Source organism: Bacillus sp. RE35 (assembly GCF_052146655.1).
In the GTDB taxonomy this organism is placed as follows: domain Bacteria; phylum Bacillota; class Bacilli; order Bacillales; family Bacillaceae_G; genus Bacillus_A; species Bacillus_A cereus.
Window position 1 is genome coordinate 1,552,536 of sequence record NZ_CP197377.1, and the last position, 14,793, is coordinate 1,567,328.

A 14,793-nucleotide genomic window follows, 5' to 3' on the forward strand; every position below is an offset into this window, starting at 1 on the left:
TGTGACAAATAAAGGGAAACATGTACAAGTTGATTTCGTAATAATGATTTAAATGTCTAGATAAGGGGATGGAGTATGAGTGAATTAGAAATTAGGTTGGAGCGTCTTAGGGAAGAACAAATAGGCGATATTGTATCATTATCTTCTTATATTGGTTGGGATTATAACAGAGAAGAAATTGAGACTATTTTTAACGCAGGGATTGTATACGGTGTTTGGAATGAGAAAGAGGAACTAATTGCTAGCGCAGCAATAATATTATATGGGGAGAAATTAGCATCTATCGGAATGGTGATTGTACATCCAGATTATAAGGGGAGAGGGATTGGAAAGATAATAACGGAAGCGTGCGTTAAAAGCGTATCAGCTCATACTCCAATTATGCTTATTGCTACGGATGAAGGGAAACCTTTATATGAAAAGTTAGGATTTAGGGCAGTAAGTTATGTTTCTAAATACATATGTAACTCATACAATGCGAAACATTATTGTGTAAGAAATGAAGATTATGTGATGAATTATGAAGAGGGTGATTTAGAAAAAATAATAAAAATAGATGAATATGCGTTTGGAACAAATAGAAAAGAGTTTTTAAAGAAAAGAATTATGCAAAGTGAACAGTGTATCGTTGTAAAGGACAAGGAACAAAATGTATTAGGTTACGGTTTAAGCATACAAACACCAGAAAATAAGATAATAGGGCCGGTTGTTGCTAAAAATGATGAGATGGCAATGAGAATTGTACATGATTTAGCAAAAGGGCATAATGGTAAATTAAGAATTGATGTACTAGAAGGAAAGAAAGATTTCATGAAAGTATTAGAGATTGCTGGTTTTAAAAAGGTGAATACACCACCAATTATGATGAAAAATAGCGATCAATTATTAAAAAGGAATAATGAGTTATATAGCATTGCAGCACAAATTTTTGGGTGAAAAAGAATCCTTCTGAATGAAGGATTCTTTTTCGCTAATCACGATATTGATCATGAGTCGGCTGAAAGAGGTCTTCCTCGATATCTCTCACCATAGAAAAATGATCAACGTTATAATGACCGTGTAAAGTTTTATTGTGATGACTAATAATTTGTTCTGCAGACAATACGTTAGAATCAGTTGTTGAATGACCGTTTTTAATTAATGTAACGTCAAATCCTTGTACAGTTGCTGCTCTAACTGCAGTGTCAATGCAATGTTCTGTTTTACATCCGCCTATAACAATATGATTAATGTTTTCTTCTTTTAAAAGTTCAAGTAAAGAAGTGCCGTAGAATGAATTGGTTGCTGCTTTATTAATAAAGATTGCAGACTGAGGTATTTGAATTTGATTATGTACTTCAAATCCTTCGCCACTACCAGAAGCAACATCGATATCTCTTACGAAAACAATAAGGGCATTTGAATCTATTGCTTTCTGCAGGGCTATATTTAGTGTAGATAATAGCTCAGTTTTACGAAAAACTTCATTTTCTTGCTCATTTCCATCAATTAATTCTTGCTGAGCGTCGATAATTAATAGTGCTTGTTTCATCGTGTCTCCCCTTTAATATGAAATAAGTTCCACTGTACATATTCCTTCAGATTGTTAGAAAATCCTCCATTGTAAGAGAAGTAGAAGATTGATTTACAAAGTTGTCAAAGAAATTTCATTCTCATAGCGTGTAAAAACATGTATGATAGGAGATGGAGAATTTTTGAGTAGGTGGGAATAACATGCAAACAGTAGAAGATTATCTTTCATTCTTACATACGAAAGGATTTAAATTATCAGAGGAAGCACAAGGGTTTATTATGTTTGGACAAGGATATACTGGTGCGTCTGATGGGATTGTGAACGCAGCAATAGAAGCCACAATTAAACATCAATTGCAGTTTGATGGTAGTTATTTCGTTGCGTTATTAGAACGATTGAAAGAGGAAGAAATTACAGATAAAAAAAGCGCTAAGGCTTTTATGCGGAAGTTACAAGCGTAACTTCACGCAGCCTGCGCTTCTTTTTTTGTTTTGGAAGGTAATTCAACAAAAATCATGCCTAGAAAAATACATAGACATCCGATAATAGCAGAAATAGAAAGTTGTTCATTTGCAACGAGAACGCCTGTTAATGCAGCAAAAACGGGCTCCATTGCGAAAATAATTGCTACTCTCGTTGGAGAAGTGTGTTTTTGTGCCGATGTTTGAATGAAAAAAGCAATAGATGTTGCAAACAGGGCAGTTAGAAAGAGTGCGAATAAAAAGGATTGATTCGTCCATAGTGATACTGAAAATAACTTTTCCCAATCTTCAAACAAGAAAGCGCAAATAGAAGAAAATATACCAACAGCTAATACTTGAGATGTGCTTAATAATAAAGGTGATATTTTTTTAGAAAAGAAGCCGTTAATAAGAATATGGACAGCGAAAGCGACTGCACAACCAAGAACAAGTATATCTCCTATATTTAATTGGAAAGAATCAGCAGCTGTTAATAAGTACAAACCTGTTGTAGCTACAGCAATACCAAGTATGATGAAAATGGTGGCTTTTTGTTTTAAAAAGATAAATGATAAGATTGGGACCATAACAATGCTTAGCCCAGTTAAGAAACCTGCTTTTGAAGAAGTTGTATAGAGTAAGCCAAATGTTTGTAATAAATAGCCGACAAATAAGAAGAACCCAACCATTAATCCAGCTAAACTACTATGTTTTAATTCTTGTTTTGAAGTTTTCTGTGAGAAAATAATTTGAACGAATAATAAAATAATTCCAGCGAATAAAAAGCGAATACCATTAAACGTAAATGGACCAACGAAAGACATAGCGTTTTGAACGACAACAAACGTAGCTCCCCAAATAAAAGAGACAAATAATAAAGCAAGAGGAGCAATCCACTCTTTTTTCACACTCATACCCCCGTTAATTTTGTAAGATAGCTTTTCTAGCTAATTCATCAGCTACTTTATTTTGACTACTTGGAATCCACTTAATAAAAAAGAGATCGAAGTTTTTTATGTACTGCAGTGCTTCATCTAAAAGAGGTGCAAATATTTTATTTTTTGCGTATTCCTTTTCAACAGCCCGCTCAACAAGCTGCGAATCTGTACGAAAAGAGACAGTGCTATAATTATGCTCGATGCAATATTTTAATGCTAAAAGTAAAGCGCGGTATTCTGCTTCATGATTGGACATTGTTCCAAGTGGTACTGATAATTGTACAGGTGGCTGAACGCCTTTAATAAACACTCCTGCACCAGAAGGACCAGGATTTCCTTTTGATGCACCATCAATATATACTTCAATCAAAATGAGAAACCTCCAAATTATAAGATGATCCCCTACTTAAATATTTTTTTGAAGTAGGGGATAGAGTAGTTATCCGATTGTGATGCTGTAACGACATGTAAATGTTTCATTCGCTTGTAAAGATTGAATTCCCTTTTTGTTCTTGAAATCTTTTGCTGGATTTACTTCATCAGCGATGCCATACCAAGGTTCAATACATAAGAAAGGTGCGTTATCCCCTGGTGTCCATACGCCAACAAATGGGAATCCATCAAATTCTACTTTTACAAATTTATTATGTTTATGAGAACGAATCGAAATTTCATTCGTATTCATATGTTCAAAAATAAGTGCATCATTTTTGAATAAATCATATGTAAGTGGCAATTCAGTCGTATTTTCAGCGATTAATTGCTTTTTGTTTGAAAGATAAGGTCCTTCTAATACGCTTGTTTCTAAGCGTTCCGAACCATTAAACGATAAGTGATAATCTGTAAATGATTCACCGTCCAATAAAGGGAAGTTGAATCCAGGATGTGCTCCGATTGAGAAGAACATCTCTTTTGAAGTAGGATTGTTTACTTCATATGTTATATGAACGCTTTGTCCATTTAGCTCATAAGAAACGAGTAATTCGAATTCGTATGGGTATTTTTTTAATGTTTCTTCATTACTAGTAACGATATAAGTGATTTTTGTTTCGCTTTGTTCTTTCACAGAGAAAGTAAGATCACGAGCGAGACCGTGTTGTGTTAATGAATATGGTTTACCGTCTACGTAGTATGTATTATCTACTAATCGGCCGACAATTGGGAACAAAATTGGTGCACGGCGTCCCCAATAAGTAGAATCACCTTGCCATAAATATTCTGTGTTGTCTTCTTTTAAGCGAACGCTCTGTAATTCTGCACCTTTGTCAGAAATGGAAACGATCACTTTTTCATTTTGAATTGTTGCTGTCATGAAGTGAAACCTCCTAAATCTTTCATATGTTTCATTATACGTTGTCTAAAAGGAAAAAGGTAGTTTATGATAGGAATCTATTGACGAAAGAGGGGCTACGACGTAAAATATAATCTTGTTGCTTAAAAAACGAATAACGTGGTTCGAAACCATCCCACGTAAAAAAACTAAGGAGATTTTGTCATGAATATTAGAACTTTAGTCGGTAATGGTATTTTAGCGGCATTATATATTGCTGTTTCTATGCTTATTCAGCCATTTGGCTTTACGAATGTACAATTTCGTATTTCAGAGATGTTTAATCATCTCGTTGTATTTAACAAGAAAGCAATTTACGGAATTGTATTAGGTGTATTTTTAACGAATCTCTTGTTCTCACCTATGATCGCTTATGATTTAGTATTTGGAGTAGGTCAATCTATTCTTGCATTAGTTGCAACGATTATTTCTATGCGATTTATTAAAGGTGTTTGGGCTCGTATGATTTTTAATACAGTTATCTTTACGATTACAATGTTTATGATTGCAATTGAACTTCATCTTGCATTGGGTTTACCATTTATGTTGTCTTGGTTAACTTGTGCAATCGGTGAATTTGTTGTCATGGCGATCGGTATGCCTGTAATGTACTGGATTAATAAGCGAGTACAATTTGAAAGATTTATGTAATAGATGAAAGAGCTATTCCTATAGGGATAGCTCTTTTTGTATGTAATCATATTGAATATAATGCTGTGACTCTAGATAAAATATAATAAAATAAAGTGAGGCTTCAATTAGCCGGATATATATAAGAAGTCTTACATAAGGGGAATGTAGTATGAAATATAAAATTCATTGGTTGTATAAAACGAAGCGTGGATTGCAGACGGAATTAACAACAGAGTATATGAACATAGAAGAAGTACTTCAATTTGCAGAGGATTTTGAGAAAACAGGAAGAGCTAAGGAACTTTTATTTTACGATGAAATGGACGCAGAATGGTCATTAAAAGAGATGAAAAAGTTAAGTAAGCAAGTAGAGGAAGAGCCCCAAGAAATACTCGTTTATTTTGATGGGGGGTATGATGTGCAAACGAAAGAAGCTGGCGTTGGTATATGTGTGTATTATAAAAAAGGAAATACAAACTACCGCATTCGCCGCAATGCATATATAGAAGGTATATATGATAATAATGAAGCGGAATATGCATCATTATTATACGGTATGAATATACTCGAGGAACTAGGGATTAAGTATGAAGCAGTTACACTTCGCGGAGACTCACAAGTGGTACTGCAGCAATTAGCCGGAGAATGGCCTTGTTACGATGAACATTTAAATCATTATTTAGATCAAATTGAACAAAAGGCGAAGCAAATGAAATTAAAACTTGTATGTGAGCCGATATCTAGAAAACAAAATAAAGAAGCACATCAATTAGCAACGCAAGCATTAGAAGGAACAGTTATTGATAGTCATAAAGAAATAACCGAATAGAGAGGTGCAAAGGTGGATAAAAAGCAACTCATTACAGAGGTAAATGACTTATTAGAAACGTATTGTGAAGGATGTTTCTTGCGAGAACATAATCGAAAGACAAATAGTAAGTATTACGCTCATTCATTTTGTATAAGGCAATGTACAGTGGGAGAAACATTGAAAAAGTATGGGGAACAGTTGTCATGAAAAAACATCCAGAGAAAATTCTCTGGATGTTTTTTAGTGTCTTGCTTCGTTTAGTTGATGCTCACATTTATTTAATTTTTTTTCCTCATTCATTAAAAATGGCTCATCTAAATCAGTTGCAACAGATTTCATAATTTCAAGCTGAGAGCGAGCTGCTTCTACAGCAGTAGTAGCATGTTCTAATGTATCTGGATCCATTGAAATTGTTGCTGATCCTACCATTTTTTGTGCTGTTTCTACACGGAATTTCACTTCTTCAAAATCATTTACTTCTGATCCCATTAATAATTCCTCCTTTGTATAGTGCGCATTTCACATAGTTTTTGCTCTGTAAAACGGAAATATACAAAGGAATAACAAAGGAGGTTACCAAGTAAGGTAACCTCCTGTTATATGTTGGATTAAAGTTTTACTACGTTAGCAGCTTGAGGTCCGCGGTTACCTTCAGTAATGTCGAAAGATACTTCTTGACCTTCTTCTAAAGCTTTGTAGCCGTCGCCTTGAATAGCAGAGAAATGTACGAATACATCGTCAGCGCCTTCCATTTCGATAAATCCAAAACCTTTTTCGTTGTTAAACCATTTTACTTTTCCTTGCATGTTACAATTCCTCCTAAAAGCGTTTACTATTTTCATTTAGTGAAATTCATTTTAAAAAAATAATATAAACTAAAAATGCTATATTCTTGAATATTCTGCTAAATGATTAATTTAAATATACACGAATTGGGAGAATTTAGTCAAGTAAGCGATTTTATTTTTTTGTATTTTTAAATAATTTTTCAGTCAAATTTTTAAATAGGTATAGGACAGGCTGAGTATATAATATTCTTAATTGAATGCTATACATAATGAGGTGAAAGAATGAATAAGTCTTACTTATTAGATAATGAAGGAATGAGAACGAGAACCGACATACCGGATTGGGTTGCAAAAGAATTTGAGATTTTTTCAAATGTTGTGTTAGAACCAACTTTTCCATGTTATTTCGGTTTAACAGCTTTGAAAAAGAATGAACTTCGTTATTCATTTCTTTCTCATAATGATTGGAGTCATTTACCACATACAATGTTATCTTTTTTAGAGTTAATGAAAGAGAGGCCGATTGTAAGAAGGGGCTTTTTCCTTTTTGTAGAACCGGAATGTGAAGAACAGCCACTCGAATATTACCGTGATTCCTTTTGGAAAGTGTTACAGTATTTACATGAAAACGATAATCAAGCATGGCCAAAGCAAATTCCTGAAGATCCAGACCATTATTTATGGGAATTTTCATTTGGTGGTGAGCCAATATTCGCATTTGGAAATGCGCCAGCTTATAAACAACGAAAAACTAGACATTTAGGGAATTCTCTCGTTATTGGGTTTCAGCCACGCACTATTTTTGATGGATTAGAGGGAGATCGTCCTAAAGGAGCATATTCAAGACAAATGGTTCGTGAGCGAGTTGAAAAGTGGGATCAATTGCCGAAACATCCTAACATTAGTCATTATGGTGACCCAGAGCATCGTGAATGGAAACAATATTTCATAGGAGACGATGTAGAGCCAATAAAAGGGAAATGTCCTTTTATTCATAGGATAGAAAAGTAAGAGCCATCACCTAGATGGCTCTTTTGTATATTTTGGATAAAAAAGGGTATTTTATTATGAAAGCTAGTCTATTTTTTCAAATTACATCATTAACTAGTAGTAAAGAGAGTAGAAAGGATAGAGCGATGTTTGGAGCAATTATACAGCAAATCGTATTAGGTATATCATTAGCTGCGCCAGTAGGGCCGATTAATATTGAAATGTTAAAACGAGGAATTGAACGTGGGTTTTGGCACGCTTGGGTTGTTGGAATTGGTGGAATGACTGCAGATGTTTTATTTATGCTTCTCATTTATTTCGGTTTATCTTCTGTGTTTATGTATACATATGTACAAGCCTTCATGTATTGCACGGGTTTTTTCTTGTTATTTTATTTAGGATTTCAAAGTGTAAAACAAGGAATTTTCGACTCGAATATGGAATATAAAAAAGAAGAGGTAGGTGGCCTTAAGCAATCGTTTATGGCAGGATTTTTAATTGCGATATCCAATCCATTAAATCTTGTTTTTTGGTTTGGTATATACGGAAGTACACTTAGCTCATTACTTACGAAGGTAACGAAACAAGAGGCTTTTTTGTACAGTCTTTGCATTATTGTTGGTATTATTTTATGGAATTTAAATATTGCTTTTTCTGTACATTTTGGAAGAACTTTATTAAAACCAAAAGCGCTTGGCTACATAACAGCCGGAGCAGGTATTATTTTAGTAGGTTACTCTATACATTTTGCATACAAAGCTTTACAGTTGTTCACATAAGATTGAAGGGGAGATTTTTATGTATCGAACCACTATTGACGGAAAAGAAATTATAATTACGTTAGCGCCAAAAATCCGAAAAGAAATTACTGATAGAAATCCACTATATGAAGCGGTATTTCATAATGCTGCAAGATTGTTACAAACAAAGCAACCGACGTTTGCAGTAAATCATGAAATATTTGGGCTCATTATTGGAGAAGTGCAAAGAGGAGAAGTAACAGTGTTTGCAGTGGAACATATTATTCCGAAGCAAAATATATTTGGACCAAACAATTTTTTCTCGACAATAGAACAGCAGGCAAATTTGTAAAGTGAATAGAATAAGAATAGAAAAGAAATAGTCGTAACGATATGTTGCGGCTGTTTTTTTGGAAAAGGGGGAAACAAGATGAAGAAAGTGGGGAAAGAGTTCTTTTTACAACATGATATCGTTATTATGTATAGCATTCTATTTGTTTTCATTATTATTTTAAAAATGCAATTTTTTACGTGGTTTGGCATGTTAGCATGTATGTTTGGGATTGTTTTCTATACACTTAATGAATATATGACACATCGTTTTTTATTCCATATAAAGCCACCTAAAAACACATTTCTATTAAAAATGTTAAGAAGATTGCATTATGATCACCACGTATATCCAGATGATTTAAAACTTTTGTTTTTACCTGTATGGTTTAGTATACCTAGTTTTACTATATATTTACTTATAGCATATGGTATTACAAAAAGTGTTACTATTACACTTTCATTTGGAATCGGAATGATTATTATGCTGCTCGTTTACGAATGGAAACATTATATTGCTCATAGACCGATTCGTCCCGTCACTAAGTTTGGAAGATGGCTAAAAAAACAACATATATTACACCATTATAAAAATGAAAAGTTTTGGTTTGGTGTTTCAAATCCAGTATTCGATTTTATATTTGGAACACTGAAAGACGGAAAAGATGTTGAGCTAAGCGAAACGGCTCGTAATTTAGAAAAGGAAAAAAAGACAAAAGTAGTGCGTTAAGCACTGCTTTTGTCTTAATGAGGATAAATAAGTAAAGTGTCACTTTATTTTGAAAAAGTATATTAAAAATTTAGGGGAAATTGCCGAAAAATGTCTATCAAAAAATCTTTGCATGAATGCATGGATTGTCTAAAATGAATATAAGTTTCTGAATATTTATAAAATTTAGTCTTTAGGTATGCAAGGGGGAAGTGTATTTCAAGTAAGAGAGGGGATCGGTTAATGAAACGAGACGATACGTCAGCACGTAAGTTGCAAAATGAGGTGAATTATACAGAGGTCGTTCAGTCGGAAGAATTTCAATTGTTATTAAATACGAAAAAGAAGTTTATCATTCCAATGAGTATTTTCTTTTTTAGTTTTTTTATCGCATTACCTATTCTAACATCGTATTCAAAGGTGCTTAATACACCTGCATTTGGAGACGTTACATGGGCGTGGGTATTTGCTTTTTCCCAATTTATCATGACATGGGCACTATGTATGATTTATAGCAAAAAAGCAGAATCATTTGATGAAATCTCCCGAAAAATTCTGCAAGATATGCAAAAAGGGAGGGGCTGAACTTGAATACTACTGCATTTGCACTATTTTTAATTATTGTTCTTGGTACGCTCGTCATAACCTATTTTGCATCGAAAAAAACGAAAAATGCGAGTGAATTTTATACGGCTGGAGGGGGATTAACTGGTTGGCAAAATGGTCTGGCCATTGCTGGAGATTACATGTCTGCTGCTTCATTTCTCGGTATAGCTGGAGCAATCGCATTAACTGGGTTTGATGGATTCTTTTATAGTATCGGTTTTTTAGTTGCTTATCTAGTTGTACTATATCTTGTTGCAGAACCGCTTAGAAATTTAGGAAAGTACACTTTGGCGGATATGATTGCAGCACGCTTTGATGCGAAAAAAGTTCGCGGAGTTGCAGCTCTTAATACGATGACGATTTCTATCTTTTATATGATTGCACAATTAGTTGGCGCGGGTGCACTTATTAAATTATTATTAGGGATTGAATATACGACATCTGTATTAATCGTTGGAACACTTATGACGGTGTATGTTATTTTTGGAGGTATGACAGCAACGAGCTGGGTACAAATCGTAAAGGCTGTATTACTTATGGCTGGTACGTTTATTATTTCTGTTATCGTTTTCGCAAAATTCAACTTCAGCGTGACTGAAATGTTCGCTCAAATGAAAACAGCTACACCTTTAAAAGATTCATTTTTAAATCCAGGTGTAAAGTATAAGGATGGTCTTGATACACTTTCTTTAAATTTAGGACTAGTACTTGGTACAGCTGGATTACCACATATACTTGTCCGCTTTTTTACAGTACGTGATGCAAAAACTGCACGTCAATCTGTCGTATATGCGACGTGGTTAATTGGTGCATTTTATATTATGACGATTTTCTTAGGATTTGGTGCGGCAGCGTTTGTAGGAAATGAAGCGATTATTAAAGCAAACCCAGCTGGTAATATGGCGGCACCTTTATTAGCCAAAGCGTTAGGTGGAGACTTCTTATTTGCTTTCGTATCAGCAATTGCTTTTGCAACGATTTTGGCTGTAGTGGCAGGTCTTGTATTAACAGCAGCATCAGCATTCGCTCATGATTTTTATAATGAAATCATTCGTAAAGGAAAATCAACGGAAAAAGAGCAAGTATCCATGGCTCGTTATGCATCTATTGGAGTAGCGATACTATCTATCATACTTGCATTATTTGCCCAAACATTAAACGTAGCATTTTTAGTATCATTAGCATTTGCAGTTGCAGCGAGTGCAAATCTACCAGTAATTTTATTTACAATATATTGGAAGCGTTTTAATACAACGGGTGCTATTTCGGGTATGATTGTAGGTCTCGTATCAGCAATTGTTCTCGTAGCGTTGAGTCCGAATGTTTGGAACCCTGTAGCTGGAAAAGCTATTTTTGTTGGGGAAGCGTTATTCCCATATACGACACCAGGAATTATTTCAATTCCACTCGGATTTCTTGCAGCATATTTAGGAACGGTTTTATCTAGTAAGAAAGAAGATGAAGCGAAATTTGATGAAATTCTAGTGAAATCTAATACTGGTCATGGCATTAGCGATGCGTCTTCACATTAAATAAAAGAGGAGCTTTTCGATAGATAAGAAAAGCTCTTTTTTCTTTTGTCATTTTCTTGTAAATATTACTGATTTGTAAGTAGGATTTGTCTTAATTTTGTGGAATGAAAATAGCAGGGAGAAATTTAAGTCATCATGGCACCAGCGCAGCTTTTGTGAAAAATAAGTTGTTATGGAAGGTGGAAGTAATGATGAAAACGAAGCAAACTGATGAATTATTAGCAAAAGATGAGCAATATGTTTGGCACGGAATGCGTCCCTTTAGTCCAAATAGTACAATGGTAGGGGCAAAAGCTGAAGGGTGCTGGGTTGAAGATATACAAGGAAAAAGATATTTAGATGGTATGAGTGGCCTTTGGTGTGTCAATAGTGGATATGGAAGAAAAGAGCTCGCAGAAGCGGCTTATAAGCAATTACAAACATTATCATACTTTCCAATGTCACAATCCCATGAGCCAGCTATAAAGCTTGCTGAAAAGTTAAATGAGTGGCTTGGGGGAGAGTATGTTATTTTCTTCTCAAATAGTGGTTCAGAAGCGAACGAAACAGCTTTTAAAATAGCAAGGCAATACTATGCTCAAAAAGGTGAACCACATCGTTATAAATTTATGTCACGTTACCGTGGGTATCACGGGAATACAATGGCGACAATGGCAGCGACGGGACAAGCGCAGCGTAGATATCAGTATGAGCCGTTTGCTTCAGGTTTTTTACACGTAACACCACCGGATTGTTACCGTATGCCTGAAATTGAAGGGCAGCATATTTATGATGTAGAATGTGTGAAAGAAGTCGATCGTGTTATGACGTGGGAATTAAGTGAAACAATTGCCGCTTTTATTATGGAACCAATTATTACAGGCGGGGGCATATTAATGCCACCACAAGACTATATGAAAGCTGTTCATGAGACGTGTCAAAAACACGGTGCCTTGCTTATTAGTGATGAAGTAATTTGCGGTTTCGGTCGTACAGGAAAAGCATTTGGGTTTATGAATTATGATGTGAAGCCAGATATTATTACAATGGCAAAGGGCATTACGAGCGCATATTTACCATTATCTGCAACAGCTGTGAAAAAAGAAATATATGAGGCTTTTAAAGGTAAAGGAGAATATGAATTCTTCCGCCATATTAATACATTTGGTGGAAATCCAGCAGCTTGTGCATTAGCACTTAAAAACTTAGAGATTATGGAAAATGAAAATTTAATCGAGCGATCTGCGCAAATGGGTTCCCTTTTATTAGAGCAACTAAAAGATGAAATTGGGGAACATCCGCTTGTTGGGAATATTAGAGGAAAAGGTCTATTAGTTGGAATTGAATTAGTAAATGATAAAGAGACGAAAGAGCCAATTGATAACGACAAAATTGCAAGTGTTGTAAATGCTTGTAAAGAAAAGGGCTTAATTATAGGACGAAACGGTATGACAACAGCAGGATATAATAACGTTTTAACATTAGCGCCGCCTCTTGTTATTTCAAGTGAAGAGATTGCTTTCGTTGTTGGAACGTTGAAGACAGCGATGGAGCGTATTTAATAAATAGAGAGAGGAGCGAGCTGTAATATAAGGCTCGCTCTTGTTTAGTAGGAGGGGACTTTTAATGGAGAAATATGATCCTAACAAACATTATCACATCGGATATTATGAAGACGGATATGATTTAGAAGTGACGGCGTACAAAAGAATAAATGAACCAGTTTGGGATGCTTATACTCCGCACTATGAGGCAGACGATTTTTATAAGAAAGTGGAGGGAATGAAGCTAGGTAAATATATAGATGATTATGGCATTATGGTGTATTCATTTGGGAATGATATTGATGATGATGAAGCACGAATTATTTTTGAAAAATGGTTAAAAAAGAACGGGATTGTTTAAAGATAAAACAAAAAGGAGATTGCTATCTTATAAAATAGCAATCTCCTTTTATTATAGTAAATTTATTTACTTGCTTTCATTGCTTTATCTTTTGCACCAAAAGTGTATTTTAACATTGGTGGTGTAATCATTGTAGTTAAAATAACGACAATAACGATTGCTGTAAAGTAATCTTGTGCCAATAGACCTGAAGAAAGTCCTGTTCCTGCAATGATAAGTGCAACTTCACCACGAGAAACCATTCCAGCACCGATAATTGCAGAAGACTTAGCGTCAAATCCAGTCATTCGTGCACCGAATCCACAGCCGATTAATTTCGTTAATACAGCGATAACAGTTAATGCTAAGATGAACCAAATTTGATTGCCGATACCGTCAAATGTAATATTCATACCGATACTAACGAAGAATACTGGAACGAACATAGCGTAAGCAATTGGTTCTACTTTCTTTTCTACTTCATGTTTGTAGTTTGTTTGAGAAATTGCAATACCAGCAGCGAAAGCACCGATAATACCAGCAATTCCTAATAATTCGCCGAAATATGCGAATGAGAAACAGATGATAAGAGCCGCGCTCACGATAGACTCAGATACGCGCAGTGGTGATAACCAGCGCATAATCGCAGGAACACCTTTCCATCCGATTAAAATAATAGAAGCGAAGAATACTACTTTCTTCAAGATAACCATTGTTAAGTTAACATCATCAGTACCTAAGAAGCTCATTGCAAATGCTAATAAAATAACAACAAGAATGTCATCAAATACAGCGGCTCCAAGCATCGTCGTACTTTCACGTGTTTTCATTTTACCTAAATCACGAAGTGTTTGTACGGAAATACTAACACTTGTCGCACATAGAAGTAATCCTAAGAATACAGCGTTTCCTTGTTCCATTCCCATCACAAGACCGGAAACGTAACCACCTACGAATGGAAGAATGATACCTCCGAGTGCAACTGCTAAAGAAGAATTACGATTTGCGTTTAATTCTTCTAAGTCTGTTTCAAGTCCAGCCATAAACATTAAAAGAATAACTCCGACATTACTTAATTGAGTTAGAAGCTCTGAATTTTCAATCCAACCTAATACAGCTGGACCGATAACGATACCGACAATTAATTTACCTAGTACAGAAGGTTGACCTAATCTAACACTAAGATCACCAGCAAGCTTTGTACTTAATAAAATAAGTGCAATTTGAAAGAAAAATTCGAATTCCATCTGATCCTCTCCTCGTCATTTTTAATTTTATCATACGATTTCTCGGAATTTGCCTAATGAAAATATGTAAAACCCATTAAACAAAAGGGTCTGATTACAAGTTCTTTTGAACTCGTAATTTGAACCTGTAATTAATATATAATAGATTTTATAAAAAATCAATGAAAAAATGGGAGCTTTTTGAGGAAGAAGCTGTCTTATTGGGATATAGGTGTAAGAGTAGTGTGTGAATTTTATATGTATAAAATAGTATGAAGTCCTTTTCCATTACAAATAATAAATTCTACATACTATTTCACGAA

At 34.7% G+C, this 14,793-nt stretch carries 20 protein-coding genes and 1 riboswitch; of the genes, 13 read left to right on the forward strand and 7 right to left on the reverse strand.

The annotated features are described in order from the left end of the window. Positions 1-75: 75 nt before the first annotated feature. Entirely contained in the window at positions 76-936 is an 861-nt protein-coding gene (locus ACTL4X_RS08120) for a GNAT family N-acetyltransferase (RefSeq protein ID WP_071740369.1), read from the forward strand. Positions 937-970: 34 nt separating this feature from the next. On the opposite strand, the gene ACTL4X_RS08125 is transcribed toward ACTL4X_RS08120, so the two are convergent. Then, positions 971-1,531, reverse strand: a complete 561-nt coding sequence (locus ACTL4X_RS08125; RefSeq protein WP_025688374.1) for a cysteine hydrolase family protein — start codon at positions 1,529-1,531, stop codon at positions 971-973. Positions 1,532-1,713: 182 nt separating this feature from the next. On the opposite strand from ACTL4X_RS08125, the gene ACTL4X_RS08130 reads away from it, so the two are divergent. Continuing rightward, positions 1,714-1,974, forward strand: a complete 261-nt coding sequence (locus tag ACTL4X_RS08130) for a DUF6123 family protein (RefSeq protein ID WP_001195212.1) — start codon at positions 1,714-1,716, stop codon at positions 1,972-1,974. Positions 1,975-1,976: 2 nt separating this feature from the next. Here the strand turns inward: ACTL4X_RS08130 and ACTL4X_RS08135 are convergent, their stop codons facing one another. From ACTL4X_RS08135 to ACTL4X_RS08145, 3 genes are all read right to left on the reverse strand, one after another. Beyond that, complete coding sequence (locus ACTL4X_RS08135) at positions 1,977-2,882, reverse strand: DMT family transporter (RefSeq protein ID WP_000712608.1); 906 nt, start codon at positions 2,880-2,882, stop codon at positions 1,977-1,979. A gap of 13 nt (positions 2,883-2,895) precedes the next feature. Then, complete coding sequence (locus ACTL4X_RS08140; protein ID WP_000573880.1) at positions 2,896-3,282, reverse strand: reverse transcriptase-like protein; 387 nt, start codon at positions 3,280-3,282, stop codon at positions 2,896-2,898. 69 nt (positions 3,283-3,351) lie between these two features. After that, positions 3,352-4,224: an aldose 1-epimerase family protein gene (locus tag ACTL4X_RS08145; protein ID WP_086692574.1), complete on the reverse strand. Its 873-nt coding sequence runs from the start codon at positions 4,222-4,224 to the stop codon at positions 3,352-3,354. Positions 4,225-4,356: 132 nt separating this feature from the next. Further along, positions 4,357-4,401: riboswitch (PreQ1 riboswitch) on the forward strand. Between the two features lie 6 nt (positions 4,402-4,407). On the opposite strand from ACTL4X_RS08145, the gene ACTL4X_RS08150 reads away from it, so the two are divergent. The 3 genes from ACTL4X_RS08150 to ACTL4X_RS08160 all read left to right on the forward strand — a co-directional run bounded on the left by ACTL4X_RS08150 (position 4,408) and on the right by ACTL4X_RS08160 (position 5,893). Then, positions 4,408-4,893 carry a QueT transporter family protein gene (locus ACTL4X_RS08150; protein WP_001026480.1) on the forward strand — a complete coding sequence of 162 codons (486 nt, stop codon included), beginning with the start codon at positions 4,408-4,410 and terminating at the stop codon, positions 4,891-4,893. A 151-nt stretch (positions 4,894-5,044) separates the two neighbouring features. Continuing rightward, positions 5,045-5,704 (forward strand): ribonuclease H family protein, encoded by a 660-nt coding sequence (locus ACTL4X_RS08155; protein WP_000875548.1) that lies wholly within the window; start codon positions 5,045-5,047, stop codon positions 5,702-5,704. A 12-nt stretch (positions 5,705-5,716) separates the two neighbouring features. Next, positions 5,717-5,893 (forward strand): zinc-finger domain-containing protein, encoded by a 177-nt coding sequence (locus ACTL4X_RS08160; RefSeq protein ID WP_000358801.1) that lies wholly within the window; start codon positions 5,717-5,719, stop codon positions 5,891-5,893. 33 nt (positions 5,894-5,926) lie between these two features. Here the strand turns inward: ACTL4X_RS08160 and ACTL4X_RS08165 are convergent, their stop codons facing one another. Together ACTL4X_RS08165 and cspB are read right to left on the reverse strand one after the other, a co-directional pair. Continuing rightward, a complete protein-coding gene (locus ACTL4X_RS08165; protein WP_000534392.1) occupies positions 5,927-6,175 on the reverse strand; it encodes a DUF2564 family protein in 249 nt (82 codons plus the stop codon). A 119-nt stretch (positions 6,176-6,294) separates the two neighbouring features. Next, complete coding sequence (cspB, locus tag ACTL4X_RS08170; protein WP_001161731.1) at positions 6,295-6,492, reverse strand: cold shock-like protein CspB; 198 nt, start codon at positions 6,490-6,492, stop codon at positions 6,295-6,297. A gap of 264 nt (positions 6,493-6,756) precedes the next feature. Between cspB and ACTL4X_RS08175 the strand changes: the two genes are divergently transcribed. The 8 genes from ACTL4X_RS08175 to ACTL4X_RS08210 all read left to right on the forward strand — a co-directional run bounded on the left by ACTL4X_RS08175 (position 6,757) and on the right by ACTL4X_RS08210 (position 13,265). Beyond that, complete coding sequence (locus tag ACTL4X_RS08175; RefSeq protein WP_001043766.1) at positions 6,757-7,485, forward strand: YqcI/YcgG family protein; 729 nt, start codon at positions 6,757-6,759, stop codon at positions 7,483-7,485. A gap of 14 nt (positions 7,486-7,499) precedes the next feature. After that, the gene (locus ACTL4X_RS08180) at positions 7,500-8,243 is read left to right on the forward strand and encodes a LysE family transporter (protein WP_001196841.1); all 744 of its coding nucleotides are present in this window, start codon (positions 7,500-7,502) and stop codon (positions 8,241-8,243) included. Between the two features lie 19 nt (positions 8,244-8,262). After that, positions 8,263-8,556, forward strand: coding sequence for a hypothetical protein (locus ACTL4X_RS08185; RefSeq protein ID WP_000286361.1), 294 nt, complete (start codon positions 8,263-8,265; stop codon positions 8,554-8,556). Positions 8,557-8,634: 78 nt separating this feature from the next. Beyond that, positions 8,635-9,264, forward strand: coding sequence for a sterol desaturase family protein (locus ACTL4X_RS08190; protein ID WP_000755401.1), 630 nt, complete (start codon positions 8,635-8,637; stop codon positions 9,262-9,264). A 222-nt stretch (positions 9,265-9,486) separates the two neighbouring features. After that, positions 9,487-9,828: a DUF485 domain-containing protein gene (locus tag ACTL4X_RS08195; protein WP_000817366.1), complete on the forward strand. Its 342-nt coding sequence runs from the start codon at positions 9,487-9,489 to the stop codon at positions 9,826-9,828. A gap of 2 nt (positions 9,829-9,830) precedes the next feature. Next, complete coding sequence (locus ACTL4X_RS08200; protein WP_001098240.1) at positions 9,831-11,381, forward strand: solute symporter family protein; 1,551 nt, start codon at positions 9,831-9,833, stop codon at positions 11,379-11,381. A gap of 191 nt (positions 11,382-11,572) precedes the next feature. Beyond that, complete coding sequence (locus tag ACTL4X_RS08205) at positions 11,573-12,922, forward strand: aspartate aminotransferase family protein (protein ID WP_000850962.1); 1,350 nt, start codon at positions 11,573-11,575, stop codon at positions 12,920-12,922. Positions 12,923-12,986: 64 nt separating this feature from the next. Continuing rightward, positions 12,987-13,265: a DUF3986 family protein gene (locus ACTL4X_RS08210; protein ID WP_441395013.1), complete on the forward strand. Its 279-nt coding sequence runs from the start codon at positions 12,987-12,989 to the stop codon at positions 13,263-13,265. A 62-nt stretch (positions 13,266-13,327) separates the two neighbouring features. On the opposite strand, the gene ACTL4X_RS08215 is transcribed toward ACTL4X_RS08210, so the two are convergent. After that, positions 13,328-14,491 (reverse strand): cation:proton antiporter, encoded by a 1,164-nt coding sequence (locus tag ACTL4X_RS08215; protein ID WP_000393901.1) that lies wholly within the window; start codon positions 14,489-14,491, stop codon positions 13,328-13,330. Positions 14,492-14,793 lie beyond the last annotated feature (302 nt).

Bases quoted from the DNA above. Each gene is read 5' to 3' on its own strand.
- ACTL4X_RS08120 (WP_071740369.1), top strand. From the start codon at position 76: ATGAGTGAATTAGAAATTAGGTTGGAGCGTCTTAGGGAAGAACAAATA.
- ACTL4X_RS08125 (WP_025688374.1), bottom strand. From the start codon at position 1,531: ATGAAACAAGCACTATTAATTATCGACGCTCAGCAAGAATTAATTGAT.
- ACTL4X_RS08130 (WP_001195212.1), top strand. From the start codon at position 1,714: ATGCAAACAGTAGAAGATTATCTTTCATTCTTACATACGAAAGGATTT.
- ACTL4X_RS08145 (WP_086692574.1), bottom strand. From the start codon at position 4,224: ATGACAGCAACAATTCAAAATGAAAAAGTGATCGTTTCCATTTCTGAC.
- ACTL4X_RS08150 (WP_001026480.1), top strand. From the start codon at position 4,408: ATGAATATTAGAACTTTAGTCGGTAATGGTATTTTAGCGGCATTATAT.
- ACTL4X_RS08155 (WP_000875548.1), top strand. From the start codon at position 5,045: ATGAAATATAAAATTCATTGGTTGTATAAAACGAAGCGTGGATTGCAG.
- ACTL4X_RS08165 (WP_000534392.1), bottom strand. From the start codon at position 6,175: ATGGGATCAGAAGTAAATGATTTTGAAGAAGTGAAATTCCGTGTAGAA.
- cspB (WP_001161731.1), bottom strand. From the start codon at position 6,492: ATGCAAGGAAAAGTAAAATGGTTTAACAACGAAAAAGGTTTTGGATTT.
- ACTL4X_RS08175 (WP_001043766.1), top strand. From the start codon at position 6,757: ATGAATAAGTCTTACTTATTAGATAATGAAGGAATGAGAACGAGAACC.
- ACTL4X_RS08180 (WP_001196841.1), top strand. From the start codon at position 7,500: ATGGCTCTTTTGTATATTTTGGATAAAAAAGGGTATTTTATTATGAAA.
- ACTL4X_RS08185 (WP_000286361.1), top strand. From the start codon at position 8,263: ATGTATCGAACCACTATTGACGGAAAAGAAATTATAATTACGTTAGCG.
- ACTL4X_RS08190 (WP_000755401.1), top strand. From the start codon at position 8,635: ATGAAGAAAGTGGGGAAAGAGTTCTTTTTACAACATGATATCGTTATT.
- ACTL4X_RS08195 (WP_000817366.1), top strand. From the start codon at position 9,487: ATGAAACGAGACGATACGTCAGCACGTAAGTTGCAAAATGAGGTGAAT.
- ACTL4X_RS08205 (WP_000850962.1), top strand. From the start codon at position 11,573: ATGAAAACGAAGCAAACTGATGAATTATTAGCAAAAGATGAGCAATAT.
- ACTL4X_RS08210 (WP_441395013.1), top strand. From the start codon at position 12,987: ATGGAGAAATATGATCCTAACAAACATTATCACATCGGATATTATGAA.
- ACTL4X_RS08215 (WP_000393901.1), bottom strand. From the start codon at position 14,491: ATGGAATTCGAATTTTTCTTTCAAATTGCACTTATTTTATTAAGTACA.